This is a genomic window from Streptomyces sp. NPDC058691, from assembly GCF_042714775.1.
Taxonomy (GTDB): domain Bacteria; phylum Actinomycetota; class Actinomycetes; order Streptomycetales; family Streptomycetaceae; genus Actinacidiphila.
This window is the reverse complement of record NZ_JBHXSO010000003.1, coordinates 114950-141139: the sequence shown is the minus strand read 5'-3', so window position 1 is coordinate 141139 and position 26190 is coordinate 114950. Positions and strand designations below refer to the sequence as shown.

Below are 26190 nucleotides of genomic sequence, written 5' to 3'. Positions count from 1 at the left end.
TACCCGACGAACGTTGTCGTCGGCGCTTGTGGGGAACGCGTGTTCGTCGGTACAAATTGCTGTCCGTTTCGAACGCGCGAAAGAGCAACGGTGACCACCACCCCGCCGCATCCCGACGACGAACCCTCCGTGCCCGACGACGTGTGGGACCGGTTCGTCGGTGACACGGAGGCCTCCATCAGGGCTTCGGCGCCCAAGGAGCCGTCCGCCCGGGCGCGGATGGTCACCGAGCGCCTGCGGCAGCAGGACGCCTTGGCCGCGCGGGAGGCCAAGCGCAGCGGCCGCGCCGCGAAGACCGCCGCGCGACAGGCGCAGCCGGAGGCGTGGCGTGCCGGTCCCGATCCGTTCGCGGAGGCGGTGCGCAGGCCCAGGCGGCGGCGCAGGGGACTCGGCATTCTGGGCGTCCTGATGGCGGTGGCCGCGGTGCTCGTCCTGCTCAATCCGGGCGCGGCGCTGTCATGGCTCCGCGGCGACCGGGCGGACTCCTCCGGCCAGGGGCTGTTGCCGCCCGAGACCGCGCGCCCCACGGCCCCGCCGTCCGAGAAGTCCTTCCCGGGTACGCCGACACGCGAGGCCCCCTTCGCCGGATCTCCTGCCGAGCGGTACGCGCAGGGCGCGGCGGGGATCGTGCCCCCCGAGGCCAAGGCGGTCGGCTGGATGACGCGCGAGCAGGTCGCGACGTCGCTGAAGCAGGCGAAGGCCTTTCTGGTCAGTGGCAACATCGACCCGGCCACACTGCGCGGGGCGCGTCCTGAGGCCGCCCTCGCGCTCGTCGACCCGAGCCAGGGCGGCATCCACTCGCTGTACGACGTGGCCTTCAAGAAGCCGGACAAGAAGCACGACCCGCTGTGGATCGCCTCCCGCTTCGATCCCTCGGAAGTGCGGGTCCTGGGGAACGCCGTGCGGACCCACGGTCGCATGACGTTCGAGGAGGGCGAGCAGGGGGCGCTGGCGGTCCACGCCGACTACACCTTCGTCTACCCGCTGATCAAGGCGGACGGTGGTTCGCGTGAGGTCGCCCGGACCGTCGTGCGACGCGTGATCGACTTCGAGGTGCCGAACCCCGAGCGGTACCGGGTCACGAAGGGCATGTTGTACATCAGCGACTACGACCAGGAGATATCCAACTCGGCCTGTTTTGTCGACGACGGCTTCCTGCACCCGGCGTTCGGCTCGGATGCGGGGACCGGCGCGCGGGGGACCGGCGCTCCCGTCGACCCGTACGACCGCAGCAGGGACCTCACGTCGGGCCCGGGCGAGGGGTGCCGGAGTTCTTCGCGGACCTGAGGTGGCGCGAAGGGCCACCGCGGCCGGTCGTGGCCGTCGTCGCCGACGACTGCCTGCCGGTCCGTCAGCCTTCGGCGGCGTGGGCTTCCGTGGCCGGGCGATCGGAACCCTCGGGGTCGCCGGCGACGATCAGGTGCGAGAGATGCTCGGAGATCTCGGCGCGCAGCACCTCCGGGATGCCCGCGTCGGTGACCAGGGTGTCCACGTCCTCCAGGGCGGCGAACGAGCTCAGGCCCACCGTCCCCCACTTGGTGTGGTCGGCGATCACGACCACCCGACGCGCGGAGCGCACGAAGCGGCGGTTGGTCTCCGCCTCGGCGAGGTTGGGCGTCGACAGGCCGGCCTCGACGGAGATGCCGTGCACCCCGAGGAAGAGCAGATCGAAGTGGAGCGAGCCGATCGCCTGGTCGGCGACCGGGCCGACCAGTGAGTCGGAGGGCGTGCGCACACCTCCGGTGAGCACGACCGTCGCGGCGCCCTCGCGGCCCGCGCCGCCCGTCGTCCCGGCGCCTCGGGCCGCGGAGTGGAAGACATCGGCGACGCGCACCGAGTTGGTGACGACGGTGAGGTCGGGCACGTCGAGCAGATGGTGCGCCAGCGCGTACGTGGTCGTACCGCCCGAGAGCGCGATGGCGCTGCCGGGCACGACCAGCCGGGCCGCCGCGCGCGCGATGGCCTCCTTGGCCCCGAGCTCCAGCCCGGCCTTGGCCTCGAATCCCGGCTCGTGGCTGCTGGCGGGCGCGACGGGCACGGCGCCGCCGTGCACCTTCTCCACCACGCCCTGGCGGGCGAGGGCGTCGAGATCGCGGCGGACGGTCATGTCGGAGACGTTGAGTTTCCGGGTCAGTTCGTTGACCCGGACCCCGCCGCGCCGCCGGACCTCGTCCAGGATCAGCGCGCGCCGCTGTTCCGCCAGCAGGTTCTGATTGTCGCTCACCCGAGGTGCCGTCCCATCCTGCGAGGTCCCGCGCCGTCCTGTACCTGTCCTGTCCAGGCACCGGCGGAGTCGCCATCCTTCCACGCCCGCGCGCCGATGAGAGGGGGCGGATCGCTCGGCGTGATGGGTCACACACACAACGCGTGTAACTCGATCGAGTGGGATCGGGGCACACCTCTGTCCAATTCGCGTACGCGTGCCCGATTCTGAGTACGCGCGTTGCCGTACACGCATTACGGGGAAAGTACGGGAAAGTACGTGAAAGCACGGGGAGGCGATCGCCATGCGGTCGGATGCGGTAAAAGCGGAGCTCTCGCTCGAACTACTGGTGCACGGCGTCGGGGGCACGGCCCCGCAGACCATGCTCAACGATCCGCGGATCACCCGGGTCTGCGGTGACGACACCGCCGGGATCTACCGCCGTGCCGACGACGCCGACGCCGAGCGCCGCCCCGGCGACTACGCGGACGCGCCCGTGCCGGACGCCTACTCGTGGTGCAATCTGACCTCGGGGGACGGCAGTCGTGCCCTGTGGCTGCTGCTGCTCCCCTTCATGGTCGCCAATCTCGCCCACTGGATGCGTCCGCCGGTCGACGGCGGCCGGCTGAACCGGGCGTACGACGTGCTGGTGCGGCTGCTCGCGCTCTCGCTCACCGTGCTGCTCGTGGCAGCGGCCTGCGAGGTCGCGATGGATCTGGTGGCCTGGCAGTGCGCGGGGAACGCGGCGTGCGTCGGCGCTAAGAGCTGGCTGACCTTCCTCGCCGGCGGTGAGCCGGGACGCCGCGTCGCGGCGGGCGCCGCGCTGCCCGTCGGCCTCACCCTCCTGCTCTGGTGGCTCTCCCGCCACACCTGGTACGCGTATGAATCCCAGCGCCCGCTGCCGCTCCCGCCGAACGCCCAGGACCCGCCGGTGACCGCGGACGTCACCCCGCTGTCCCGGCGCGGGTTCTGGTACGGGCGGCGGTTGGTGGCCCGGCTGCGAGTCGCGCACACCGCGGCGGGACTGCTCACGGTGGCGGTCGCACTGGTGGTACCGCCGCTGCGGCACGACACGGCGCCGGAGGGCCGACCGGTCCTGGCCGCCCTGGGGTGGCTGCTCACCGGGAGCCTGGCCGGGCTGACGGCCGCCGTGGTCGCGGTGACCTGCGGGATGGGCCGCAGCGAACACGCGCCGGACGAGGTGCTGGATCCCCGGCTGGCCCGGGCGATGCTGGGCGGCACGGCCGCCGCACTGCTCACCACTGCCCTGTACGCCTGCTGGCACCGTCCGGGCTGGATCTCCGCGGGCCGACTCCCCGCCGGAGAGGCCTTCGCCTGGCTCGCACTGCTCCAGGTGGTATTGCTGGTGGTTCTCGGGACCGTCGCCCACCGGATGCACCGAGCCGGAGGCGGGCCGGGGGAACTGAGCGGTCTGGCGGGCCCCGTTGTGGCGCTTCTGGCCTGCGCGCTCGGCGGCGTGCTCAGCGGCGGCATCGCGCAGCGGGTGGCGGACTGGCTCGACCGGGGCGGGATCCCGGGCGCCGCGGGCAGGACGGTGGCCGGGCCGCCGGTGCTGCTGTCGTGGCAGGCGGCCGTCATCCCGGTGCTCCTCCTCGTACTGGCCGTGGTCGTCGTGCTACGGGCACGGCGGTTGTGGCGCCGCGCGCGGGAGCTGATGCCCCGCGTCGAGGCGGACTACCCGGACGAGGAGCACGAGCCGGCGCGCACCCGGCAGATCGCCATGGCCCGGGCGCGGGCCGAACTCACCGATCAGGCAGCGGTCTTCATCGGGGTCACCGGAGTGGTGTCCTTCCTGCTCGGCGCGGGCGCACTCGCCGGGGCGTGGCTGAGCGACGCGGTGCCGGGGGTGGCGAGCCACGGAGCGCCCGCGGTGGTGCGCACGGCCGCGCAGACCGCCCAGGCCCTGGGCTCCTGGCTGGTGGGCGCGGGCGTGGTCGCCCTGATCGCACTGGGCCGCCGGGCCTATCGCGACGCGGGGGCACGCCGGACGATCGGCATCCTGTGGGACGTCGGAACGTTCTGGCCCCGCGCGGCGCACCCCTTCTCACCGCCCTGCTACGCCGAGCGGGCCGTCCCCGATCTCACCTGGCGGATGACGACCTGGACCGAGGCGCATCGCGGACCGATCATCCTCTCCGGGCACTCCCAGGGCAGTGTGCTGGCCGCGGCCGCGGTGTGGCAGCTCGATCCGGCCACCAGGGGCCGGATCGCCCTGCTGACCTACGGCTCGCCCCTGTCCCGGCTGTACGGGCGGTGGTTCCCCGCGTACTTCGGCCCCGAGGCGCTGACCGCCCTTCACCGGGAACTCCAGGCGTGGCGCAATCTGTGGCGCAGCACCGACCCGATCGGGGGCCCGGTCCACCTGGACGAGCCGGGGCCGCCGGTCGACCGCGGGCCGCTGCCGGATCCGGCGGCGTACGGACGCACGGAGGAACACCCGCTGCCCGCACCGCTCCTGACGCACTTCGACTACCAGGCCGACCCCGCCTTCGCCGCCGAGCGCAGTGCCCTGCTCACGTGGGTGTCGGAGCACCGGAAGGAGGTGGTGCCCGCGCAGACTCAGGGCAGCGGCGGCAGATCCTCCGGGTAGAGGAGCTGCAGTTCCTCGTGGCTCGGCTCGCTCACCCGGGCGAGACGGCCCGCGTGGCGCTCCACCATGGCTTCGAAGGTCTGGCGGGCGGTGCGTCCGTTGCCGAACGACGGACCCTTGGGGATGGCGGTGAAGTACTTGTACAGCGCCTCGGCGGCGTCGTCGGCGAGCTGGTACTCGTGCTCGTCGGCCTGCGACTGCACGATGCGCAGGAGTTCGACGGGTGTGTAGTCGTCGAAGGTGATGGTGCGGGAGAAGCGGGAGGCGACACCCGGGTTGGCGGACAGGAAGTGCTCCATCTCCGCCGTGTAGCCGGCCACGATCACCACCACGGCCTCCCGGTGGTCCTCCATCAGCTTGACCAGGGTGTCGATCGCCTCCCGCCCGAAGTCACGCCCGGAGTCCTCGGGGGCCAGCGCGTAGGCCTCGTCGATGAACAGCACACCGCCGCGCGCCCGGTCGAAGGCCTCCTGCGTGCGGATCGCGGTGGAGCCGATGTGCTCGCCGACCAGGTCGACACGGGCGACCTCGACCAGGTGGCCGCGTTCCAGGACGCCGAGCGCGGCCAGGATCTCCCCGTAGAGGCGGGCGACGGTGGTCTTGCCGGTGCCGGGGGAACCGGTGAAGACCAGGTGCCGGCGCGGCGAGGGAGCCTTGAGCCCGGCCTCCTGACGGCGACGGCCCACCGCGATCAGGTCGATGAGCGAGCGCACCTCGCGCTTGACGCTGTCCAGGCCGACCAGGGCGTCGAGCTCGCCCAGCACCTCCTCCGAGGGCCGGTTGTCGGGAGCCGGCGGCGCGGGCGCCGCGGACGCCGGTGTGGTGAAGGTGGGCTGTACCGGCACGCCGCCGAGCAGCCCGAAGGACTGTGTCGCGGGCTGCCGTTCGGCCGTGGGCGAGGCGCCGGACGGGGTCTCGGCCGAGGTGGTCCCGAGCTCGCCGCTCTGGTCGCCGGTGCAGTCCTCGGTGACCGGGCCGGGCTCGGCGAACTCGTAACCGCCGCGTGCGCAGCGCTCGGTGCGACAACGGATGAGGGTGGAGCGGCACCCGTCGATGATGTGGAAGCCGTAGCTGCGGCTGCCCGTGACCCGGCAGCCGGTGAAGGTGCCGCGTCCCCCGGCGGAGACGTAGAAGCCTGCCTCGCCGGGGTTGGCGACGACACACCGCTCGATGGAGGGGTCGGCGCCCTTGGTGACGATGACGCCCGTCGCGGTGTCGTCGATGGTGCAGCCGGAGAGGGTGCCGCCGCTGCCGTGGTCACGGAACCAGGCTCCGGTGGAGGCCTCGCGGATCCGGCAGTCGTCGAGCTGCACGGTGGCGCCGTCGCTGACCGAGACGGCCGTGTTGCGGACCTGGGTGATGTCGCTGTCGACGACGTCGGCGCGCGAGCCCCGGTCCAGGACGAACAGGGCGTCGGGCACGTCGTGGACGCGGCACGACTCGAGGACGGCCGCGGCGCCGTCGCTGACCCAGACCGCCGGGTAGTCGCCCTGACTGTCGTGGATCTCGCACTGGTTGGCGTCGGCGCGGGTGCCCGGGTCCCAGACGGACAGGCCGTTGCGGCCGAAGCGGCGCACGGTGGTGCGGGTGAGCGTGAGCACCGAGCGGGAGCGCAGGTCGATGGCGTTCTCGGGGATGTCGTGGATGTCGCAGTCCGACAGGGTCAGCACGGCGTCGGTGTCCAGTGTGATGCCGTCGCCCGTGGTGCGGTGCACCTGGCAGTCGGTGAGGTGCCCGGCCGCGCGGGAGGCGACCTGCACGCCCGTGCCCTTGACCTCGTAGACCTCGCAGCCGATCGCCTCGGCGGTGGTCCCCTCGCCGGTCAGTGCCAGCCCGGCGCCGGAGGTGTTGCGGATCCTGCAGCGCTCCAGCCGGGGGGACGCCCCGCCGCGCACGGAGATGCCGCTCTGGCCGGCCGCGACGACCTCACAGTCCTCGAAGAGACCGCCCGAGGCCTCCAGGATGCTGATGCCGAGCCCGGCGGGGTTGTCGACGGTGCAGCGGCGCACGGTGGGACGGGCGCCGCCGCGGACCTCTATGCCCACCGCGGAACGGGTGCTGACACGCAGCCCGGACAGTTCGGGAGTGGCGGAGCCCTCGATAAGCAGGGCGGCCATGGAGATGTCCTGGCCCTCGACGGACAGGTCCTGGACGGTCGCCGACGCGCACACGGTGAGCGCGACACCCGAGGGCGGGGCGATGCGCACCGACCCGGCGCCCTCGGCTCCGCGCAGGGTTATGGCCTTCTCCACGACGAGGTTCTCCCGGTACGTGCCGGGGTTGATCGACAGCACGTCACCATCGGCGGCCGCTTCCAGGGCGGCGGCCAGGCTCTCGTACTCTCCCGTGCGGCGGCGCCACCGTGAGCTGCTGGTATGCGTCACCTGAACCACGCCTTGTGCCATGGAGATGCTGTGCCCCGTCCTCTTGCACTGCGCCGACCTGGGGGCCTCCACGGTAGCGTGCGCCGGGTGCCCGTCAGCACCGAGATGGGGATGGATCACCTGCCGGATATGTCAGCCGCCGGCGCCGGCCCGGCCCCAGCTCTGTCCGGCGGCGGCCCACTCCCTCTCCCACTCGGCGAGGCGTCGCCGCATCAGGTGCCACATGAGTGCCTGGCGCCCCATGAGCCCCAGGACGGACGCGGCGAGGAAGGTGCCGATCCCGGCGAGCAGCGCGTGGGTGTCGGCGGTACCGGCGTCCAGCGGGGCGGGCACGGGCGCCTGCCCGGCCCGGTCGGTCCAGAGGGTGATGCGGTCGCCGTTGCCCCGGTCGGCCGGGATCAGCACGTTCGCGGTGCGGGCCCGGCCGTCGGAGGCGGTCCAGCGCACGACGGCGGGGCGGCTCTCCTCGTGCACCTGGCCGGACTCCGGGTCGCTGTCGGGCACTTCGCGGGGGTCGGCTTTGAGTACCACCGCGGGAAGCTGCGTCCGTTGTGCGTGCTCGACGCTCACGGTGTGCCGGAGCGTGCTGCCCACGGCGGCGCCGGTGGCCCAGCCGGCCGCGGGCGCGCCCAGGGCGATCACACATGTGGTGGCGAGCCCGATCCAGGCCTCGAAGACATCCGACCGGCGCCGCAGCGGATTGTGCCGCCAACGCCATGCCAGCGCGCTCCCGGCCATCGCACCGCACCCCCTTCACCGTACAAGTACCGCACACGGCACGGGACATGCACGGCGCCGACCGGGCCGGAGAGGGCCATCTCGCCCCTCAGCCCGTCCGCGCCGACGCCCGGACCGTGCCGCGGCCACGTGACGCGCATCACTCCATGATGGTCAACGCGTCACCGACCCGGAGTGTTCCGGTCCCGAGGGGCACGACATTCTGTCCGAACATCAGGCCGGCGCCGATCCGGCGGTGCCGGGCGAGCGACCGCAGCGGCTCCTTGCCGCGCTCCGCGGTCCGCTGGTCGGTCGTGGTGACCACACAGCGCCCGCATGGTTTCGCGACACGGAATTCGACTTCCCCGATACGGATATGCCGCCACGTGTCCTCGGCCCATGCCTCCGTACCCGTAAGGACGGCATTGGGCCGGAAACGGTTCATCGGGAGGGGCCCCTCGTTTGCGTGATCGCCCGCGGCGATCAGCGCGTTGAGAGCGTCCAGCGATGCCTCGGTGGTCAGCAGCAGCGGAAACCCGTCCGCGAAGCTCACCGTTTCCCCGGGACGGCCGAAGTCCGGGTCGACCGGGCGCCGACGTGCCGGGTCGTCGAGATGGACGAGAGTGACCTCCATGCCCAGGTACGCGTCGAACCAGGCGGCCGCCGCGACCCCCGCGGTCACGGCCTCCACCTTGTCGCGCCAGATCGTCACCGGCGCGGTCGCCCCCGGAGCGGGCACGTCCACGGTCAACGGGTCCTGCCCCGGGGCATGCAGCAGCAACCCGCCGTGCGGCAGCGACTCCGCGCGTGCCAGGGCCAGCCGGGGCTGCTCCCGCTGCGTGACGAACTTCCCCGCAGCGTCCACGAGCATCCACCGACGGTCCCCGGCGAGCCCCCACGGCTCCACCGTCGCCCCGGACAGCCGCACGCCCCCGGCCGACTTGACCGGGTAGACGTGCAGTGCGCTCAGGCGCGGTGGCGGCGTCGGCGTCGTCATACCGCCATCGTGCCAGTCGGCGCGGTCACCCGTCGGCGGGTGACCGGCCGTCCGGCGTCATGCTCAGCTCGGGTAGTAGCCCTGGCCGAGGTTGCGCCGCTGCTGGTAGGGCTGCTGCTCCTCGTAGCCGCTCGGCGCCATCTGGCGCGGGGGCACGGGGCGGGGCGCCACCGGACGGGCCTGCTCGTAGCCGGCCGGGCCCTGGTACTGCTGCGGGGCCGGCTGCTGCTGGTAGCCGCCGTTGAACGCCGCGGGCCGGGGAGCGGTGGCCTGCTGCGGGATGTACGGGGCCGGCGTCTGCTGCAGCGGGGGGTGCTGCTGGTAGCCGCCGGGCGCCTGGTAGCCCGAGTACGTGTTCTGCGGCGGCGCGCTCGGGGCCTGGTTGTACGAGGAGGGGCCGGGCGGCAGCGCGGGGAGCGCTGCGGGCAGGGCCGGGAGATTGCTGCCGATGCTGCTGCCGGTGTCGTACGCGGACGGAACGCGGATCGGCGCGATCTGAGGAGTGCCCCGCTCCGCGACAAGGCTGTCGTAGATGGGCGTGTCGGGAAAGAACGGCGACGTGTAGTAGCCACCGCCGTAAGAACCGCGGGGGGAGGTCATAGCCCATAAGTTAAGCCCACGATGTGCTGGTTGGGGAGACCGATTAGCGGGTCATTTCATGTGCAGCGAGTGACGGGCGAAGCCGATTGTGAGCGAATGGGAGAAAAACGGGCCACGGTCGCCGTTTCGATCGCGTAAAAGCCCTGGGCCTGGGGTGTTACCGGTTGTTCTGACGGCGGTGCGGGCGGCCCTCCCCGCCTTTTCCGCAAGCGTTTCCGCTCATTGCCCTGCGTGACGGAACGGCCACTCATTGGTCCAACAGCTCACCCGCACGGGGGAGCTGTCAAGCCCTTCGGGTGACTCCGGCGAACTCCCCCGGGCCCGGCGCCCGGTGTGCCACAGTGGGCCATGCGCGTCGCCATGTTCTTCGGGCAGGCACGTCCCGCAAGGCCGGAGGAGTGGCACAAGGCCGCGGCTTCCGTCGCCGAGGTCGTGGACGTGGTCGCGGTCCGGGAGCTGACCCTCCCCGCCGTGCCCGGGCTCCCCTATGCCGGCCGCGATCCTGAACGGCCCCACCACTACCAGGTCGCCCTTCCCCTGGGGGGCCTTGCCGCACGCCGCGTCACGGTCGGGCGGATCGGGGGTGTGCTGCGGCACGAGACGGCCGAGTGCGGTCGCGTCGACGTCCTCCACGGCCATGTCCCCGGAGCCGACGACCTCTTGCCGTGGGTAGCGCGCGCGGTGCGCCTGCCCTACGTGCTCAGCGAGGACGACGTCCGCTGGTTCGACAGCCCCTCGCGGATGCGGCGCGGGCGGGCCCGGGCCTACCGGGAGGCCGCCTCGGTACTCGCGGTCAGCGACGCCCTGCTCCTGCGCCTCGGCGAGCAGCGGATGCCGGGGCGCCACCGCGTCGTGCCGCATCCCGTCGGCCCCGAGACACTGCCCCGCGTCCCGGCCCGGGCCCGGATCAGCCAGGACCCGGTGCGGATAGCGGCGGCGGGGAGCTTCGGGCCGCACGAGGGCTGGGAGACGCTGGTCCACGCCTTCGCCGCCGCCCGGCTGAAGGACCCACGGCTGCGGCTGGACATCATCGCGGAGGGGCGCGCGGAGGTCCCCGCCGAGCTGCGGGGTCTCCTGCGCCGATGCGGGGCGGCCTCCGCCGTCACCGTGCGCCGGGCGCGCGGCCGTGCCGAGGCCCTGCACGCGGTCGCCCACGCCGACCTCTACGCGGTTGCCAGCGATGCCGAGAGCTTCTGCCTGCGCGCCCTGGACGCCCTGGGCTGCGGCACCCTCGTGGTGGGCACGCGGACCGGTGCCCTGCCCGAACTCGTCGGCCACGACGGGGGTTTCCTCGTGGCCCCAGGGGACCCCGCCGCCTTCGCGCACGCCTTGGTGGAGGCCGCCGCCGCGCTGCCCCGGCACCAGCCCGCCGCCCTCGCCGACCGCACCCTGCGCCGGTTCGGCACCGCCGCTGTCGGGGCCCGCCTGGCCGTCGCCTACGCCGAGGCGTCCGGCCGCGCATAGGTGCGGCCCTTCCAGGCCGCCCCGCGCCCCCGGTAGTGCTGCACGGCCGAGTCGACCGTCATCAGCAGATAGAGCACCGCCGTGAACGGCAGCAGAGGGGCGAGCCACAACGGCTGCCGGTAATACCGCAGCATCGGCACATAGGTACCGGACATCACGGCCCACGCCGCAGCCCCGGCGGCGCACAGCCACCACGCCCCCGCCAGCGCCCCGCCGAGGGCGGCGACCGGGGGCAGGACGTAGATCAGCAGCAACCCCAGCACCGTGCCCGTGAGCAGGGCCGTGCTGTGCCGCAGTTGGGCGTACGCGCTGCGCGAGACCATGCGCCACAACTCGGACAGGCCCGGGTAGGGGCGGACGCTGTCCACCTCGTCGGCCAGCCCGAGCCAGATCCGGCCGCCACTGCCCTTGACCGCGCGGGCCAGTGCCACGTCGTCGATCACCGCGTGCCGGATCGCGTCCGGGACCCCGGCCCGCTCGACGGCCGTCCGGCGGATCAGCACGCAGCCGCCCGCCGCCGCCGCGGTCCCGGACCGATCGCGGTTCACCCGGCGGAACGGATAGAGCTGGGCGAAGAAGTAGACGAAGGCGGGCACGATCAGCCGCTCCCACCCGGTGGCCACGCGCAGCCGCGCCATCTGCGACACCATGTCGAGCCCGTGCGCCCGCGCCGCGGCCGTCAAGTGGCGCAGCGAGTCGGGGGCGTGAGCGATGTCGGCGTCCGTGAGCAGCAGGAACTCCGGAGCCACGGCCGACTGCCCCGCCACCTCGATGCCGTGCCGGACCGCCCACAGCTTGCCCGTCCACCCGGGGGGCGGCGGGCCGGGCGAGACCACCCGCAGCGGCAGTCCGCCCGTCTCCTCCGCCAGCCGCTTCGCGAGCTCACCGGTGCCGTCCGTACTGCCGTCGTCCACGAGCACCACCTCGGCGCGGCCGGGATACCGCTGCCCCAGCACGCTCGGCAGGCTGAGCGGCAGCACCCCGGCCTCGTCCCGCGCCGGTACGACGACGGTCACGTCCGGCCATCCCCCGGGGCCGCCGGCGTCCGCCGGGGGGAGTGGAGGCAGCCGTACGTCCGTCCGCCAGAACATCCCCTGCGCCAGCAGCAGCCACAGCCATGCCAGCAGCGACACCACGGTCGCCCACGTCAGCCACGTCACCCCCGCAGTCTGCCGCCACGGCCCCCACCTGCGCGGCATTTCCCGGGGTACCTCAGCGCCCGCCAGGCCGACAATCGGATCACGTAAAGTGGTGCCCCGTGAAGATCGCGCTGATGGACTCCGGAATCGGGCTGCTCGCCGCGGCCGCCGCGCTCCGCCGGATGCGGCCGGACGCGGACCTCGTTCTCTCCAGCGACCCCGACGGCATGCCCTGGGGCCCGCGCACCCCTGAGGACGTCACCGAGCACGCGCTGGCCTGCGCGCGCGCGGCCGCGGCGCACGGCCCCGACGCGCTGATCGTCGCCTGCAACACCGCGAGCGTGCACGCACTGCCCGCGCTCCGCGCCGAACTGGAGCCCTCGATCCCGGTCATCGGCACCGTGCCCGCGATCAAGCCCGCGGCCGCCGCGGCCCGCACCGTCGCGATCTGGGCGACCCCGGCGACCACCGGCAGCCGTTATCAGCGCGACCTGATCCGGGACTTCGGCAACGGCGCGACCGTCACGGAGGTGCCCTGCCCCGGTCTCGCCGACGCGGTGGACCGGGCCGACGAGGCGGCCACCGCCGCCGCGATCGCCGCAGCGGCGGCGCTCACCCCCGCCGACGCCGAGGCCGTCGTGCTGGGCTGCACCCACTACGAACTCGTCGCCGACCGCATCCGGGCGGCCCTGGACACCACGGCCCCGCTGTTCGGCTCGGCCGACGCCGTCGCCGCGCAGACACTGCGGCGGATCGGTGCAGCGCCCGCCCCGGCCGACGCGCCGACCGGCGGGCTCGCGGTCATCCTCAGCGGCCGGCCGGGCGCCTTCACGCCGCAGGCCCTGGCCTACGCGGAGGGACGGTACCTCGCGGATGCCGCCTCCTCCGCCGCCGCGTCCGGCGCGGCGCCCGTCCTCTGACGGCCCACCGTCCCCGGTCCCGTTCGCACGGCTGCCATTCGCGGCGCGGATGAGTACCCTGCTCACATGACGGACGCGCAGCGTGACGACGCGCGTACGCCCCAGGTGTGGACGGGTCGTGCCAGCAACCGTTTCCAGTGGCTGCTGGCGGGCGTGGGCGCTGCCTGCATGGCGCTGGGCATCGAACTCGCAGTGGACTCCGCGTACACCTCGGGCGCCGCGCCGCTGATCATGTCGGTGGTGGGCTGCATCGCGGCAGGGCTCCTGGTGCTGTTCGGCACCGTCGCGTTCACTCATGTGCGCGTGAAGGTGGACCGGGACGGACTCCAGGTGCGCTGCGGGCACATCGGCGTGCCGCGCCGCAGCATCCCGTGGGACGAGATCAACGACGCCCACCTCGCACCCCTGGTGAGCCCCCGGCACTGGGGCGGCTGGGGTTACCGCTGGCGGCCCGAGCAGGGCACGGCGGTCGTCGTCCGGCGCGGACCCGGTGTCGTGATCGACCTGGGCAACGGGAGGCACTTCACCGTCACCGTGGACGACGCCGAGGGCGCCGTCCGGGCCATCCGCACCCGGCTGGGCCTGCGCCCGTAGACGGGCGACCCCGCCCACGGGTTCACCCTGGTGGCCCAGCGCTCCTCGGTGCCCGCGGGGACTACTTCGCGGCCCGTGCGCGGTGGGCGGCGATCAGGTCGCGGTACCAGGCGTAACTGGACTTGGGGATCCGCTCGGCGCCGTTGTCGTAGTCGACGTGGACGATGCCGAAGCGCTGCCCGTACCCGCGGGCCCACTCGAAGTTGTCCAGCAGCGACCAGACGTAGTAACCGCGTATGTCCACGCCCGCGTCGATCGCGGCGCCCAGCGCGTGGAGGTGGTCGCGCAGGTACGCCACCCGGTCGGGATCGTCGACGCTGCCGTCGGCGGAACGGACGTCGGCCTCGGCCGAACCGTTCTCGGTGATCAGCGCGGGGGGCAGTGACGGGTAGCGGTCGCGCAGTTCCAGCAGGAGCGCGGTGAACGCCTCCGGCACCACCGGCCAGCCCATGGTGGTGTGGCGCGTTCCGTACGGATCGGTCTCGCGCACGCCGATGTCGACCGCGGTGCGCCGCGCCGGGTCGGCCTCGCGGTGCGGTGCGTCCTCGACGGTGAGCGGACGGTAGAAGTTCAGGCCCACGAAGTCCAGCGGGGCGCCGATGACCTGGAGGTCGCCCTCACGGCGGTACGAACCGTCGGCGAGCGCGCCCCACGTCTCCGCCTCGCCCGCCGGGTAGCGGCCGGCGAACAGCGGCTCGGTCCATGTGTCGTTGTGCAGGGTCACGGCACGGCGCAGCGCGCCCTGGTCGGCCGCGGAGTCGCTCGCGGCCTCGATACGGTCGAGGTTGAGGGTGATGCCGATCTCACGCGCTCCCGCGGCGCGCAGGGCCGGTACCGCGAGGCCGTGGCCGAGCAGCAGATGGTGGGCGGCGGCCAGCGCGCCCGTGCCCTCGCGCGCGCCGGGGGCGTGCCGCCCCTCGGCGTAGCCGACGAACGCCGAGCAGTAGGGCTCGTTGAGGGTGATCCAGCGCCCGACGCGGTCCCCGAGCCGTTCGGCGACGATCCCCGCGTACACGGCGAAGTGCTCGGCGGTCGCGCGGCTGCGCCAGCCGCCTTCGTCCTCCAGGGCCTGGGGCAGGTCCCAGTGGTAGAGGGTGACGGCGGGGGAGATGCCGGCCGCGAGCAGGTCGTCGGTGAGACGGTCGTAGAAGTCCAGGCCCTTGGCGTTGATCTGCCCTCGGCCCTCGGGCAGCACGCGCGACCAGGCGACGGAGAAGCGGTAGGAGTCGACGCCGAGCCCCGCGAGGAGCGCGACGTCCTCGGAGTGGCGGTGGTAGTGGTCGCACGCGACGTCACCGGTGGCGCCGCCGGCCGTGCGGCCGGGGGTGTGGCTGAAGGTGTCCCAGATGGACGGCCCGCGGCCGTCCTCGTCGTGGGCGCCCTCGATCTGGTACGCCGCGGTCGCGGCGCCGAAGAGGAATCCGGGCGGGAAGGACGGGAGTTCGGTGGGCACGAGTGGGGCTCCCTCGGCTCGGTGCTGCGGGTGCGGGTGCGGTGTGACGGTGGGTGCGGATCGGTGGTTCAGTTGGTTCAGTTCCGGGCGGCCCGCGGAAGCGGACACGGGCGGGGCGGCGCGACGCGCTCCCGCGAGAGCAGGACGGGGGCGATCAGCCGGCCGGCGGCCGCGGGGCCGGGCGGCACGCCTCGCGCATGAGCGCCGACCGTCTCCACGGCCAGGCGCACGACCTCGGCGGACATCTCCTCCACGGGCAGTTCGATGCGCGGCAGTTCACGTCCGCCGACGTCGTCGGGGAGGTTGCCGACCGCGACGACCGACAGGTCCTCCGGGACGCGCAGCCCCTCGGCGCTGACGGCGGCCAGGATGTGCGGCAACGCGGCGACGTGCTGCACGACCAGCGCGGTCGGCGGCCGTTCGCCGCAGAGCAGGGCGCGGAGCAGCTGCGGCAGACGGGGCATGTCGCCGGTCGACTCACGGACCGTGACCAGCGCCCCCGTCCGCGCGGCGGCCTTGCGGGCGCCGGCCACCCCGCGGACCGCGTAACCGCGCCGGGCCCGGAGTTCGTGGTCGGTGGTCGCGAGGAAGGCCACGTCGCGATGCCCGGCCGCCACGACCGTCCGGACCGCCAGGGCGGTCGCGGCCTCCCAGTCCAGGTCGGTCCACGGCTGCGAGTCGTCGGCCGACCGGCCCAGCAGGGCCGTGGGGAAGGCGAGTTCGCGCAGCGCGTCGATACGGGGGTCCTCCATCTCGACCGCCATGAGGATCGCGGCGTCCGCCTGCCGTCCGCCCGCGATCCGGCGCAGCCCGGGGACGCCCTCCCGCGCGGTCGTCAGCAGGACGTCGTACCCGTGCGCGCGGGCCGCGTCGCTGATGCCGATGGCGAAGCGCCCGTCGACCGCCCGGTAGCCCCCGGCGACCCGCGGCAGCGCGAGGGCCAGCACCTGCGTCCGCGTGCTGCGCAGCGTCCGAGCGCTCGCGCGCGGGTGGTACCCCAGCTCGTCGATCGCCTGCCGCACGGCGCGGCGCGTGTCCTCGGAGATCTTGCGGGACCCGCTCAGGACGTACGACACGGTGCTCGGCGCGACCCCCGCGCGCTCCGCGACGTCCTTGATCGTGGCCATGCGGCTCCTCTCGGCGGCGAGCGTGCGCGACTGCGTCGTCGAAGCCGGTTGTCGAATCGATTCGAAAACGCGGCCATGATCGTAGGCCGCCGCCCCGATCCGCGGCAAGTGCCGGCAGCGGGGTGGCACTTCCGGTCGCCGGCCCGGGGACTGTCCGGTCCCTTAGTCCGTCCCTCAGCCCAGTGCCGCTGCCGGTCCGGGGGCGGAGGAGATCCGCGTCATGCCCTTCGCCGCGGCGCGGAGCCCGCCGGCGGGCCGTCGCGGGTGGGGCGGGAGGTGGCGAGGCCGGCGAGGAGGCCCGCACCGGCGGTGACGGCGGCGAAGCTGAGGACGTGGTCGACGGCGGACTGCATGGCGAGGCCGGTGAGCGCGGCCGCGGCGGTGAGGACGACGGGCGTGGTGCGGGGCGAGCGGCGCAGGGCCCACAGCAGCCAGGCGTAGGAGGCGGCGAGAAGGGCGACGCCGGGGGCACCCTGCTCCGCGGCGAGCTGGAGGGTGGCGGGCGGGGGTTTCGCGCCGACGGAGGGGAGGTCGGCCAGCGGTGCTTCCCCGGTGTCCGCCACCTCCTCGAACCGTCCGGGGCCGACACCGCGCAGCGGGCTGGCCTCGGCGATGTGCAGGGCGTCGTGCCAGAGCTCGACGCGGGCGGGCGTGAGCCGCCCGGACAGGGAGGCGGAGAGTCCCGGCGGCAGGGCGTCCACGGCGACCGCACAAGTGCCGCCGACCGCAACGGCGGTGGCCAGCGCCAGCCCGGCGAGCCCCACCAGCCGCGGCGTGCGGTCCGCGGCGAGGGAGCACAGGAGCACGCCGAGCGAGGCGGCGAACCCCGCCGCCGATCCGAGGCCGAGGGCGACAAACGCCGCCAGGACGCCGAGCAGCCGCAGGCCGATCCGTAGCGGGCCCGAGCGGGCGGCCCAGGCGGCACAGCATGCGGCACCGGTCGCCAGCACCATGAGAGCGGCGTCGGCGTTGGCGTAACCCAGTGGCGGGGGCTGCGGACCGTGCGACAGGCGTCCGGGCAGGAGCAGCGTCAGCGCGACCGCGCCCACCGCCGCCGTCGCGGGTACGGCGACCGGCCGCAGGGCCCCGCCGATCCGTCCGGCCGCGAATCCGGCGGCGACGGCGAGCACCGCGAGCAGGACGCCCTCGGGCCGGGCGGGACGGCCGGCCGCCGAGACCAGCGCCCACACCGCACTCGCGACCAGGAGTGCCGCGCCGACGGCGTCGGTGCGGCCGGGTCGCGGGCTGTCGGGCGGGGCGTCGTCGCCGGCGATGCCGGCCGCGTCGCCCGTTGTCGTGTTCACCCTCGAACCCCCTGACGCCACCCCGCGCGGGCGGGGAACCCCCGGGCACCCCCGGGCTCACGGTAACCGCTGTGACGTGGTGGTGTGGATATGTCGTGCGGTAACACCGTGGCACCCGACGCGGTCCGGCCGCCGCGGCGGACATGATCCACGCGAGCACGTAGGCTCGTGGACGTGCCGATTCCCGAATTCCTCCGTGAGCTGCGCGCCGTCGTCGGCCACCGGCAGCTGCTGCTGCCCGGTGTCACGGCGGTCGTCTTCGACGACCACAACCGCGTTCTGCTCAACCGCCGTGCCGACAACGGCCGCTGGTCCCTGATCGGCGGCATCAGCGAACCCGGTGAGCAGCCCGCCGAGACCGCCGTCCGGGAGGTGCTGGAGGAGACCGGGGTCCGGGCGGTCGCCGAACGCGTCGTCCTGGTGCAGACGATCGCGCCGGTGCGCTATCCCAACGGCGACCGCTGCCAGTACGTGGACATCACCCTGCGCTGCCGCGCCGTGGGCGGCGAGGCCCACGTGGCGGACGACGAGTCGCTGGAAGTCGCCTGGTTCGACGTGGACGGGCTGCCGGAGCTCGGCGGCCACGGCCGGCTGCGCCTCAAGCACGCGCTTGCCGACGGCCCCACCTGGTTCGAGCCTGCGGGGCCGCCGGAAGAGTGAGTGTGGGCGCCGCCCACCTGCACGTACACGACTGTGGGCGTTGCCCACATCGGTACGGGAGCCGCCGTTGCCTAGCCTCATGGCCATGACGGACTCCACCCCCCAGCCGGGCGTCCTCGACCTGGGCGGCCGCACCGCTCTGGTCACCGGTGCCGCGGGCGGCATCGGCGGCGCGTGCGTGCTGCGACTGGCCGCCGCGGGCGCCAAGGTGCGCGCCGTGGACCGTGACGCCGAGGGCCTTGCCGCCCTCGTCGAACGGGCCGCGGCCGACGGCCGGCCCGGCACGGTCGAGGCGCTCACGCTGGACCTCACCGACCTCGACGCCGCCGAGCACGCCGCGGCCGGCACCGACATCCTCGTCAACAACGCCGGGCTGCAACTGGTCCGGCCCATCGAGGACTTCCCGCCGGAGGTGTTCTCCACCGTACTGCGCGTGATGCTGGAGGCCCCGTTCCGGCTCCTCCGCGGCGCGCTGCCGCACATGTACGGCCAGGGCTGGGGCCGGATCGTGAACATCTCCTCCGTGCACGGGCTGCGCGCCTCGCCCTACAAGAGCGCCTATGTCGCGGCCAAGCACGGCCTCGAAGGGCTCTCGAAGACCGCCGCCCTCGAAGGCGCCGCGCACGGCGTGACCTCCAACTGCGTGTGCCCCGGCTATGTGCGCACCCCGCTGGTCGAGCGGCAGATCGCCGACCAGGCGGCCGCGCACGGCATCGCCCCCGAGCGGGTGGTCGGCGAGATCATGCTCGCGGACTCCGCCGTGAAGCGGCTGGTGGAGCCGGAAGAGGTCGCCGAGATGGCCGCCTACCTCTGCTCCCCGCAGGCCTCCTTCGTCACCGGCGCCTCCCTGACCATGGACGGAGGATGGACGGCGCATTGATCTGCCGGTATCCCTGACACCGTGCCCGACCACGACGACCCGTCCGACCGCCAGGGCCCACCCGCCCGGGACGACCACGAGGACACCCACGGACCCATGCCTCCGTACGGACCCGCCGACGCGCCGTACCTGCGGCTGCTGGCCCGGGGTGCCCCGGCGGACGAGTACGAGCGCCCGCTGCTGGCCGCCCGTGCCGAGGGCGCAGCGCCCGCCGCGCTCGCCGAGCTGGAGCAGGCCAAAATGCTGGCGCTGCGGGTGCGCGCCGAACTGGAGGGCAGACGGCGGCGCGAGGCCGAGCTCTCGGCGCTCTTCGAGACGGCCGGCGACCTCGCGGGCCTGCGCGACCTGGACTCCGTGCTGCAGGCCATCGTGCAGCGCGCCCGCTCCCTGCTCGGCACGGACGTGGCCTATCTGAGCCTGATCGACCGCAAGGTCGGCGACACCTATATGCGGGTCACCGAGGGATCGGTCTCCGCGCGCTTCCAGCGCGTGCGGCTCGGCATGGGGGAGGGGCTCGGCGGGCTGGTCGCCCAGACCGCCATGCCCTACGTCACCGAGTCCTACTTCGACGACGAACGCTTCTGCCACACCTCGCCGATCGACTCGGCGGTGCACGACGAGGGCCTGGTCGCGATCCTCGGGGTGCCCCTCGTGCTCGGGACCGGGGTCATCGGCGTGCTGTACGCGGCCGACCGGCGGGCCCGTGTCTTCGAACGGGAGCAGATCGCCCTGCTGGCCTCGCTCGCCTCGCTCGCGGCCGTCGCCATCGACACGGCCAACCTCCTGGAGGAGACCCGCTCGGCCCTCGCCGACCTGGGCGCGGCGAACGAGACCATCCGTACCCACAGCGCGGCGCTGGAGCGTGCCTCCGAGGTGCACGACCGGCTGACCGAACTCGTGCTGCGCGGCGGCGACGTGGACGATGTGGCACGCGCGGTGGCCCAAGTGCTCGCCGGAACGGTCCGCGTGGCCGGACACGACCACGAGCCCATCCCGGACGAGTTGGCCGACGCCGTCGCCCGCTCCCGCAAGGACGGCCGCGCGGTCCGTCAGGGCGGCACCTGGGCCGCCGCCGTCACCGCGGGCGGTGAACTCCTCGGCGCACTGCTCCTGCGGGGCCACCCCGAGCTCGACCCCGTCGACCAACGCACCCTGGAGCGGGCCGCGATGGTGACCTCCCTGCTGCTGCTCGCCCGCCGCAACGCCGCCGAGGCCGAGCAGCGCTTCCGCGGCGAACTGCTGGACGACCTGCTCGACGCCCCGCACCGCGACCCGCGGTTGCTGCGGGAACGCGCCGGCCGGCTCCGCGCCGACCTGGACGCCCCGCACATCGTGCTGGCCGCGCGCATCGACGACGAGACCGACGGCAGCTCCGACCGGCTCCGCCTGTGGTCCGCCGCCTCCCACATCGCGGCCACCCACCGCGGCCTGGCGGCGGCGCGGGACGGTGGCACCGTGCTGCTGCTGCCCGCCGAACCGGACGCGGACGCCTCGTCCACGGCGCGCCGCATCGCCCGCCAACTCGGCACCGCCGTCCAGGCCGCCGTCACCGTGGGCGCCTCCAGCCCCGTCGCCGCGCCGGCCGGCCGCCCCGGATCCGTGGCACTCGCCTACGCCGAAGCCCAGCGCTGCGGTGATGCCCTGCGGGCCCTCGGCCGCGCGGGCGAGGGCGCGGCCGGGGCCGATTTCGGATTCCTCGGCCTGCTGCTCACCGACGCCCGGGACGTCGACGGCTTCGTCCACCGCACCATCGGCACCGTCGCGGACTACGACGTGCGCCGCGGCACGGAGCTCGTCCGCACCCTCGACGCCTACTTCTCCAGTGGCATGAGCCCGGTGCGCACCAAGGACGCCCTGCACGTGCACGTCAACACCGTCGCCCAGCGTCTGGAACGGATATCCCAGCTCCTCGGCCCCGACTGGCAGTCACCGGACCGCGCGTTGGAGATCCAGCTCGCGCTGCGCCTGCACCGCCTCTCCTCGGGTCAGGACTGATCCACGGCCACGACCAGCTCCACCTCGAAGCCGTCGCCGTTCTCCAGATACGCGGCGCAGTGCCCCTCCCCGCCCGCGTACGGCTGCCGGTCGGGGAACAGCAGCCGCCAACTGCGGCCCGCGGGCCACTCCTGGTACGGCCGGTAGCCCATCTCCTCCAGCAGCCAGCCCCATTCGGCACCCGCCCGCCCGATGTCGGGCACCCACAACTCCACATGGTGCAGCACCCCCGTCCGCCCTCCGTGTCACCCGCCGTCACTCACGGTCACAACAGTAGACCCCGCCACCGACAACGGTGGCGGGGTCTGTGCCGGCCCGTGCACGTCCGGCCCGGGCGGCCTCAGCTCGCCGGGGCCGACCGGGCGAGGGGTGCCTCGTCCGCGACCTCCGGTTCGACGGCCGCGAGGTCGCGGCCGCGGGTCTCCTTGGCGACGGAGACCGCGACCAGTGTGATGACGGCCGCGAGGATCACGTACAGGGCGATCGGGGTCGAGTTGCCGTAGTCGGCGAGCAGCGCCGTCGCGATGAGCGGCGCCGGCGCGCCGGCCGCGACCGAGGCGAACTGGGCGCCGATCGAGGCGCCGGAGTAGCGCATCCGGGTCGCGAACATCTCGGAGAAGAAGGCGGCCTGGGGCGCGTACATGGCGCCGTGCATGACCAGGCCGACCGTCACGGCCAGCAGCAGCGCCGGGAAGCTCTTGGTGTCGATGAGGGCGAAGAAGGGGAACGCCCACAGGCCCACCCCGGCCGCGCCCAGCAGGTAGACCGGTTTGCGGCCGATCCGGTCCGACAGGGCGCCCCAGGCCGGGATCACCGCGAAGTGCACGGCGGAGGCGATGAGTACGGCGTTGAGCGCGGTCTGCTTGCCCAGGCCCGCCTGTGTGGTGGCGTACACCAGGACGAAGGCCGTGATCACGTAGTAGCTGATGTTCTCGGCCATCCGCGCGCCCATCGCCACCAGCACGTCGCGCCAGTGGTCGCGCAGCACGGCGACCAGCGGCATCCGCTCCACCGCCGCGGTCTCGGTCTTGCGGGCATCGGCCCGTGCGAGGGCCTCCTTGAAGACCGGGGACTCGTCCACGGAGAGCCGGATCCACAGGCCGACCAGGACCAGGACGCCGGACAGCAGGAAGGGCACGCGCCAGCCCCAGGAGGTGAAGGCGGCATCCGAGAGCAGAGCGGTCAGCGCGGACAGCACACCGGTGGCCAGGAGCTGACCCGCGGGCGCGCCGGTCTGCGGCCAGGAGGCCCAGAAGCCACGCCGTCGGGCGTCCCCGTGCTCCGACACCAGCAGTACCGCGCCGCCCCACTCGCCGCCGAGCGCGAATCCCTGCACCAGGCGCAGCGCGGTGAGCAGCACGGGAGCGGCCGAGCCGAGGGTGGCGTGGGTCGGCAGCAGGCCGATGCAGAAGGTCGCGCCGCCCATGAGCAGCAGGCTGAGCACCAGCAGGCGCTTGCGTCCGAGGCGGTCCCCATAGTGTCCGAAGACCAGCGCGCCGATGGGCCGCGCGGCGAAGCCCACCGCATACGTGAGGAACGACAGGAGCGTGCCGACCAGCGGATCCGAGCCGGGGAAGAACAGCTTGTTGAAGACGAGGGCGGCGGCGGACCCGTAGAGGAAGAAGTCGTACCACTCGATGGTCGTGCCGATCAGGCTCGCGGCGACGATCCGCCGGAGGCCGGCCGGCGGTGGGGGAGCGGTTGCGGGGGAAGCCATGTGCACCACTTCCAGGCGGTTGTCGGGGACGTTTCCGTGTCGGCACAACGTAGAAAGACGCAGGTCACCGGCCCATGTGGTGGGACACCATAGTTAACGTGCCTGATATCCGCGCGACCACCACGGCCGGGCGGTGGCCGGGGGGCGGAAAGGGGTCATCGGCGGAGCCCGGGCGGCGGGCGACGCCGCCGCGGGCAGGGTCCCGTCGAGAGGGGCGCGGGCACGAGATATCTTGATGTCGAGCAATGTTGCAATGTTGCAGACGTGGAGCGGAGCACCCGGTGACTGACTCGACCATCATCTATACGCACACCGACGAGGCGCCGGCGCTGGCGACGTACTCGTTCCTGCCCGTGATCCAGGCGTACGCCTCCACGGCCGGAGTCGCCGTGGAGACCCGCGACATCTCCCTGGCCGGCCGGATCATCGCCAGCTTCCCCGAGTACCTGGAGGAGGGTCAGCGCATTCCCGACGCCCTCGCCGAGCTCGGTGAGCTGGCCAAGACCCCCGCGGCCAACATCATCAAGCTGCCGAACGTCTCGGCCTCGATCCCGCAGCTGAAGGCCGCTATCGCGGAGCTGCAGGAGCAGGGCTACGCGCTGCCGGACTACCCGGACGATGCGAAGTCCGACGAGGACAAGGACGTCCGCGCCCGCTACGACAAGATCAAGGGCAGCGCCGTCAACCCGGTCCTGCGCGAGGGCAACTCCGACCGCCGCGCCCCCGCGTCGGTCAAGAACTACGCCAAGGCGCACCCGCACCGTATGGGCGCCTGGTCGGCCGACTCCAAGACCAATGTCGCGCACATGACCGGCGACGACTTCCGGTCGACCGAGAAGTCCGCGGTCATCGCCGAGGACGGCTCCCTGCGCATTGAGCTGGTCGGCGACGACGGCACCACCACGGTGCTGCGCGAGTCGGTGCCGGTCCTGGCGGGCGAGGTCGTGGACGCCTCCGTCATGCGCGTCGCGGTGCTCCGCGAGTTCCTGGGCGAGCAGGTCGCCCGCGCCAAGGCCGAGGACGTGCTGTTCTCCGTGCACCTGAAGGCCACGATGATGAAGGTCTCCGACCCGATCGTCTTCGGCCACGTGGTGCGCGCCTTCTTCCCCAAGACCTTCGCGCAGTACGGCGAGGCCTTCGCGGCCGCCGGCCTGACCCCGAACGACGGCCTGGGCGGCATCCTCAAGGGTGTCGAGGCCCTTCCCGAGGGCGCGGCGATCAAGGCGTCCTTCGAGGCCGAGCTCGCCGAGGGCCCGGCCCTGGCGATGGTCGACTCCGACCGCGGCATCACCAACCTGCACGTCCCGAGCGACGTCATCGTCGACGCCTCGATGCCGGCCATGATCCGCACCTCCGGCCACATGTGGGGCCCGGACGGCCAGGAGGCCGACACCCTCGCGGTGCTCCCGGACAGCAGCTACGCCGGCATCTACCAGGCCGTCCTGGACGACTGCCGCGCGCACGGGGCCTTCGACCCGGCCACCATGGGCTCGGTGCCCAACGTCGGCCTGATGGCGCAGAAGGCCGAGGAGTACGGCAGCCACGACAAGACCTTCGAGATCCAGCACACCGGCACCGTCCGCCTGGTCGACCGGGCCGGCAACGTCGTGCTGGAGCAGGCCGTCTCCGCGGGCGACATCTTCCGCGCCTGCCAGACCAAGGACGCGCCGATCAAGGACTGGGTCAAGCTCGCCGTCACCCGCGCCCGCGCGACCGGCGACCCGGCGGTGTTCTGGCTGGACGAGGAGCGCGCCCACGACGCGAACCTCATCGTCAAGGTGAAGCAGTACCTGACGGAGCACGACACCGAGGGCCTGCAGATCGAGATCAAGTCCCCGGTGGAGGCGATCAAGTTCTCCCTCGACCGCATCCGCCGCGGCGAGAACACGATCTCCGTCACCGGCAACGTGCTGCGCGACTACCTGACCGACCTCTTCCCGATCCTGGAGCTGGGCACCAGCGCCAAGATGCTGTCGGTCGTCCCGCTGATGAACGGCGGCGGCCTGTTCGAGACCGGCGCCGGCGGCTCCGCGCCCAAGCACGTGCAGCAGCTGGTCAAGGAGAACTACCTTCGCTGGGACAGCCTGGGCGAGTTCCTGGCCCTCGCCGTCAGCTTCGAGCACCTGGCGACCACCACGGGCAACGCCCGCGCCCAGATCCTGGCCGACACCCTCGACCGCGCCACCGGCACCTTCCTCAACGAGGACAAGTCGCCCAGCCGCAAGCTCGGCGGCATCGACAACCGCGGCAGCCACTTCTACCTGGCCCTGTACTGGGCCCAGGAGCTGGCGCGGCAGACGGACGACCCGGAGCTGGCCAAGGCCTTCGCCCCGCTCGCCCAGACACTGGCCGAGCAGGAGGAGACCATCGTCGGCGAGCTCATCGCCGTCCAGGGCTCCCCGGCCGACATCGGCGGCTACTACCAGCCCGACGCGGTGAAGGCCTCGGCCGTCATGCGCCCGTCGGCCACCCTCAACGAGGCGCTGGCGATCCTCGGCTGACCCGGCCGCTGCCCGCACGACGCGAACCGCCCCGGCTGGAACTCCAGCCGGGGCGGTTTCGTCATTCGTCCCTGCGACGGCTCCGGCGCGCGTCAGGCGAAGACGCCGTCGAGCCAGCGCTGCCAGCGCTCCCCGGCCTCCTTGCCGTCGGCGCCGCCGGAGAAGTCGTGCACGCTGACGCCGACCGGCGCGCCGAAGTGGTTGCGGCCGAAGACCCGGTACATGGCGTCGGCGGTGCGCACGCCGACGAAGTACGGGTTGCGGAAGTCCACGACGGCGTCCACGGGGGCCGCCGCGCCGGGCAGTCGCAGGCGGATCCCGGCGCCCTCGGCGGCGTCGTCCGGGACGCCGAGCGCGCGGCTGACGGCCTCCAAGGCGTCCGGCGCGGTGGAGGCACCGGGGCCGTTCACGGTCGCGAAGGCGGCGGGGCGGCCCGCGAAGTGCGTCAGATACTGGCGCAGGGTGTGCAGGTAGAAGTCGGTGTGCTTGCTCGCGCCGTCGTACTGGTTGTCCCAGTCGTCCACGAAGATGCCGCTGTGCACGTAGCGCACCAGGGAACCGCCGCCCTCGCGCGCCTCGATGACGTGCTCGAGCTGGTTGAAGACCTGGTTCTCGACGGCGTCGCCGAACTCCGCGCGGGCGGTCAGGTGGTGCGGCGGGTCCCAGACGGTCAGGACGCCGCCGAAGGGCGCGGCGCCGCCCTGGCGGGGCTCGAACTCCTGGGGCCACAGCCAGCCCGCCGAGCCGGTGGTGACGGCCTCCCAGACCTCCTCCGGTGCCGCCTCGACCTCGAACTCGCGGACGATCTCGAATTCCTTGCCCATGGTGGTGCTCTCTCCTCGTGCGCGCTGCCGCGCGGAAACGATGCGGTGGATGCGGTGGATGCGGTGGATGCGGTGTGCGCCGCGGCCGGCCCGCCGCGCG

Annotated in this window: 21 protein-coding genes; 9 read left to right on the top strand and 12 right to left on the bottom strand. The window is 73.4% G+C overall.

Annotated elements, in window-relative coordinates; all coding sequences use genetic code 11:
- Positions 1–90 precede the first annotated feature (90 nt).
- Positions 91–1287, top strand: a complete 1197-nt coding sequence (locus ACFWVC_RS03345) for a hypothetical protein (protein ID WP_384275630.1) — start codon at positions 91–93, stop codon at positions 1285–1287.
- Positions 1288–1351: 64 nt separating this feature from the next.
- Here ACFWVC_RS03345 and ACFWVC_RS03340 read toward each other — a convergent pair whose 3' ends face one another.
- On the bottom strand, positions 1352–2224 hold the full coding sequence (locus ACFWVC_RS03340) for a DeoR/GlpR family DNA-binding transcription regulator (RefSeq protein WP_384275623.1): 873 nt from the start codon (positions 2222–2224) through the stop codon (positions 1352–1354).
- Between the two features lie 283 nt (positions 2225–2507).
- On the opposite strand from ACFWVC_RS03340, the gene ACFWVC_RS03335 reads away from it, so the two are divergent.
- On the top strand, positions 2508–4814 hold the full coding sequence (locus ACFWVC_RS03335; protein ID WP_384275617.1) for a hypothetical protein: 2307 nt from the start codon (positions 2508–2510) through the stop codon (positions 4812–4814).
- Here ACFWVC_RS03335 and ACFWVC_RS03330 read toward each other — a convergent pair.
- The 4 genes from ACFWVC_RS03330 to ACFWVC_RS03315 all read right to left on the bottom strand — a co-directional run bounded on the left by ACFWVC_RS03330 (position 4784) and on the right by ACFWVC_RS03315 (position 9512).
- The gene (locus ACFWVC_RS03330) at positions 4784–7219 is read right to left on the bottom strand and encodes a right-handed parallel beta-helix repeat-containing protein (RefSeq protein ID WP_384275611.1); all 2436 of its coding nucleotides are present in this window, start codon (positions 7217–7219) and stop codon (positions 4784–4786) included. The two genes, ACFWVC_RS03335 and ACFWVC_RS03330, sit on opposite strands and share 31 nt — an antisense overlap.
- Positions 7220–7330: 111 nt before the next feature.
- Positions 7331–7936: a hypothetical protein gene (locus ACFWVC_RS03325; protein ID WP_384275607.1), complete on the bottom strand. Its 606-nt coding sequence runs from the start codon at positions 7934–7936 to the stop codon at positions 7331–7333.
- A gap of 139 nt (positions 7937–8075) precedes the next feature.
- Positions 8076–8912, bottom strand: coding sequence for an MOSC domain-containing protein (locus ACFWVC_RS03320; protein ID WP_384275600.1), 837 nt, complete (start codon positions 8910–8912; stop codon positions 8076–8078).
- A 63-nt stretch (positions 8913–8975) separates the two neighbouring features.
- On the bottom strand, positions 8976–9512 hold the full coding sequence (locus ACFWVC_RS03315) for a DUF6643 family protein (RefSeq protein ID WP_384275594.1): 537 nt from the start codon (positions 9510–9512) through the stop codon (positions 8976–8978).
- Between the two features lie 348 nt (positions 9513–9860).
- Between ACFWVC_RS03315 and ACFWVC_RS03310 the strand changes: the two genes are divergently transcribed.
- On the top strand, positions 9861–10976 hold the full coding sequence (locus ACFWVC_RS03310; RefSeq protein ID WP_384275589.1) for a glycosyltransferase: 1116 nt from the start codon (positions 9861–9863) through the stop codon (positions 10974–10976).
- On the opposite strand, the gene ACFWVC_RS03305 is transcribed toward ACFWVC_RS03310, so the two are convergent.
- Positions 10949–12175 (bottom strand): glycosyltransferase, encoded by a 1227-nt coding sequence (locus tag ACFWVC_RS03305; RefSeq protein WP_384275584.1) that lies wholly within the window; start codon positions 12173–12175, stop codon positions 10949–10951. The two genes, ACFWVC_RS03310 and ACFWVC_RS03305, sit on opposite strands and share 28 nt — an antisense overlap.
- A gap of 59 nt (positions 12176–12234) precedes the next feature.
- Between ACFWVC_RS03305 and ACFWVC_RS03300 the strand changes: the two genes are divergently transcribed.
- Positions 12235–13035 (top strand): glutamate racemase, encoded by an 801-nt coding sequence (locus ACFWVC_RS03300; protein ID WP_384275577.1) that lies wholly within the window; start codon positions 12235–12237, stop codon positions 13033–13035.
- 66 nt (positions 13036–13101) lie between these two features.
- Positions 13102–13629 (top strand): hypothetical protein, encoded by a 528-nt coding sequence (locus ACFWVC_RS03295; RefSeq protein WP_384275571.1) that lies wholly within the window; start codon positions 13102–13104, stop codon positions 13627–13629.
- 61 nt (positions 13630–13690) lie between these two features.
- Here ACFWVC_RS03295 and ACFWVC_RS03290 read toward each other — a convergent pair whose 3' ends face one another.
- From ACFWVC_RS03290 to ACFWVC_RS03280, 3 genes are all read right to left on the bottom strand, one after another.
- Positions 13691–15082, bottom strand: a complete 1392-nt coding sequence (locus ACFWVC_RS03290) for a GH1 family beta-glucosidase (RefSeq protein ID WP_384275564.1) — start codon at positions 15080–15082, stop codon at positions 13691–13693.
- A 77-nt stretch (positions 15083–15159) separates the two neighbouring features.
- On the bottom strand, positions 15160–16209 hold the full coding sequence (locus ACFWVC_RS03285; protein ID WP_384275558.1) for a LacI family DNA-binding transcriptional regulator: 1050 nt from the start codon (positions 16207–16209) through the stop codon (positions 15160–15162).
- Between the two features lie 218 nt (positions 16210–16427).
- Complete coding sequence (locus ACFWVC_RS03280) at positions 16428–17513, bottom strand: O-antigen ligase family protein (protein ID WP_384275553.1); 1086 nt, start codon at positions 17511–17513, stop codon at positions 16428–16430.
- A gap of 174 nt (positions 17514–17687) precedes the next feature.
- On the opposite strand from ACFWVC_RS03280, the gene ACFWVC_RS03275 reads away from it, so the two are divergent.
- The 3 genes from ACFWVC_RS03275 (at position 17688) to ACFWVC_RS03265 (ending at position 21048) form a co-directional block, all read left to right on the top strand.
- Entirely contained in the window at positions 17688–18173 is a 486-nt protein-coding gene (locus ACFWVC_RS03275; RefSeq protein ID WP_384275546.1) for an NUDIX domain-containing protein, read from the top strand.
- Between the two features lie 85 nt (positions 18174–18258).
- Entirely contained in the window at positions 18259–19053 is a 795-nt protein-coding gene (locus tag ACFWVC_RS03270) for a 3-hydroxybutyrate dehydrogenase (RefSeq protein ID WP_384275538.1), read from the top strand.
- 96 nt (positions 19054–19149) lie between these two features.
- Complete coding sequence (locus ACFWVC_RS03265) at positions 19150–21048, top strand: helix-turn-helix domain-containing protein (protein WP_384276382.1); 1899 nt, start codon at positions 19150–19152, stop codon at positions 21046–21048.
- Here ACFWVC_RS03265 and ACFWVC_RS03260 read toward each other — a convergent pair.
- Complete coding sequence (locus tag ACFWVC_RS03260; RefSeq protein ID WP_384275531.1) at positions 21039–21275, bottom strand: hypothetical protein; 237 nt, start codon at positions 21273–21275, stop codon at positions 21039–21041. The two genes, ACFWVC_RS03265 and ACFWVC_RS03260, sit on opposite strands and share 10 nt — an antisense overlap.
- A 113-nt stretch (positions 21276–21388) precedes the next feature.
- The gene (locus ACFWVC_RS03255) at positions 21389–22765 is read right to left on the bottom strand and encodes an MFS transporter (RefSeq protein ID WP_384275526.1); all 1377 of its coding nucleotides are present in this window, start codon (positions 22763–22765) and stop codon (positions 21389–21391) included.
- A 281-nt stretch (positions 22766–23046) separates the two neighbouring features.
- Here ACFWVC_RS03255 and ACFWVC_RS03250 point away from each other — a divergent pair, with 281 nt between their 5' ends.
- Positions 23047–25266, top strand: coding sequence for an NADP-dependent isocitrate dehydrogenase (locus ACFWVC_RS03250; protein WP_384275520.1), 2220 nt, complete (start codon positions 23047–23049; stop codon positions 25264–25266).
- A gap of 92 nt (positions 25267–25358) precedes the next feature.
- On the opposite strand, the gene ACFWVC_RS03245 is transcribed toward ACFWVC_RS03250, so the two are convergent.
- Complete coding sequence (locus ACFWVC_RS03245; protein WP_384275517.1) at positions 25359–26090, bottom strand: SRPBCC domain-containing protein; 732 nt, start codon at positions 26088–26090, stop codon at positions 25359–25361.
- Positions 26091–26190: the final 100 nt, after the last annotated feature.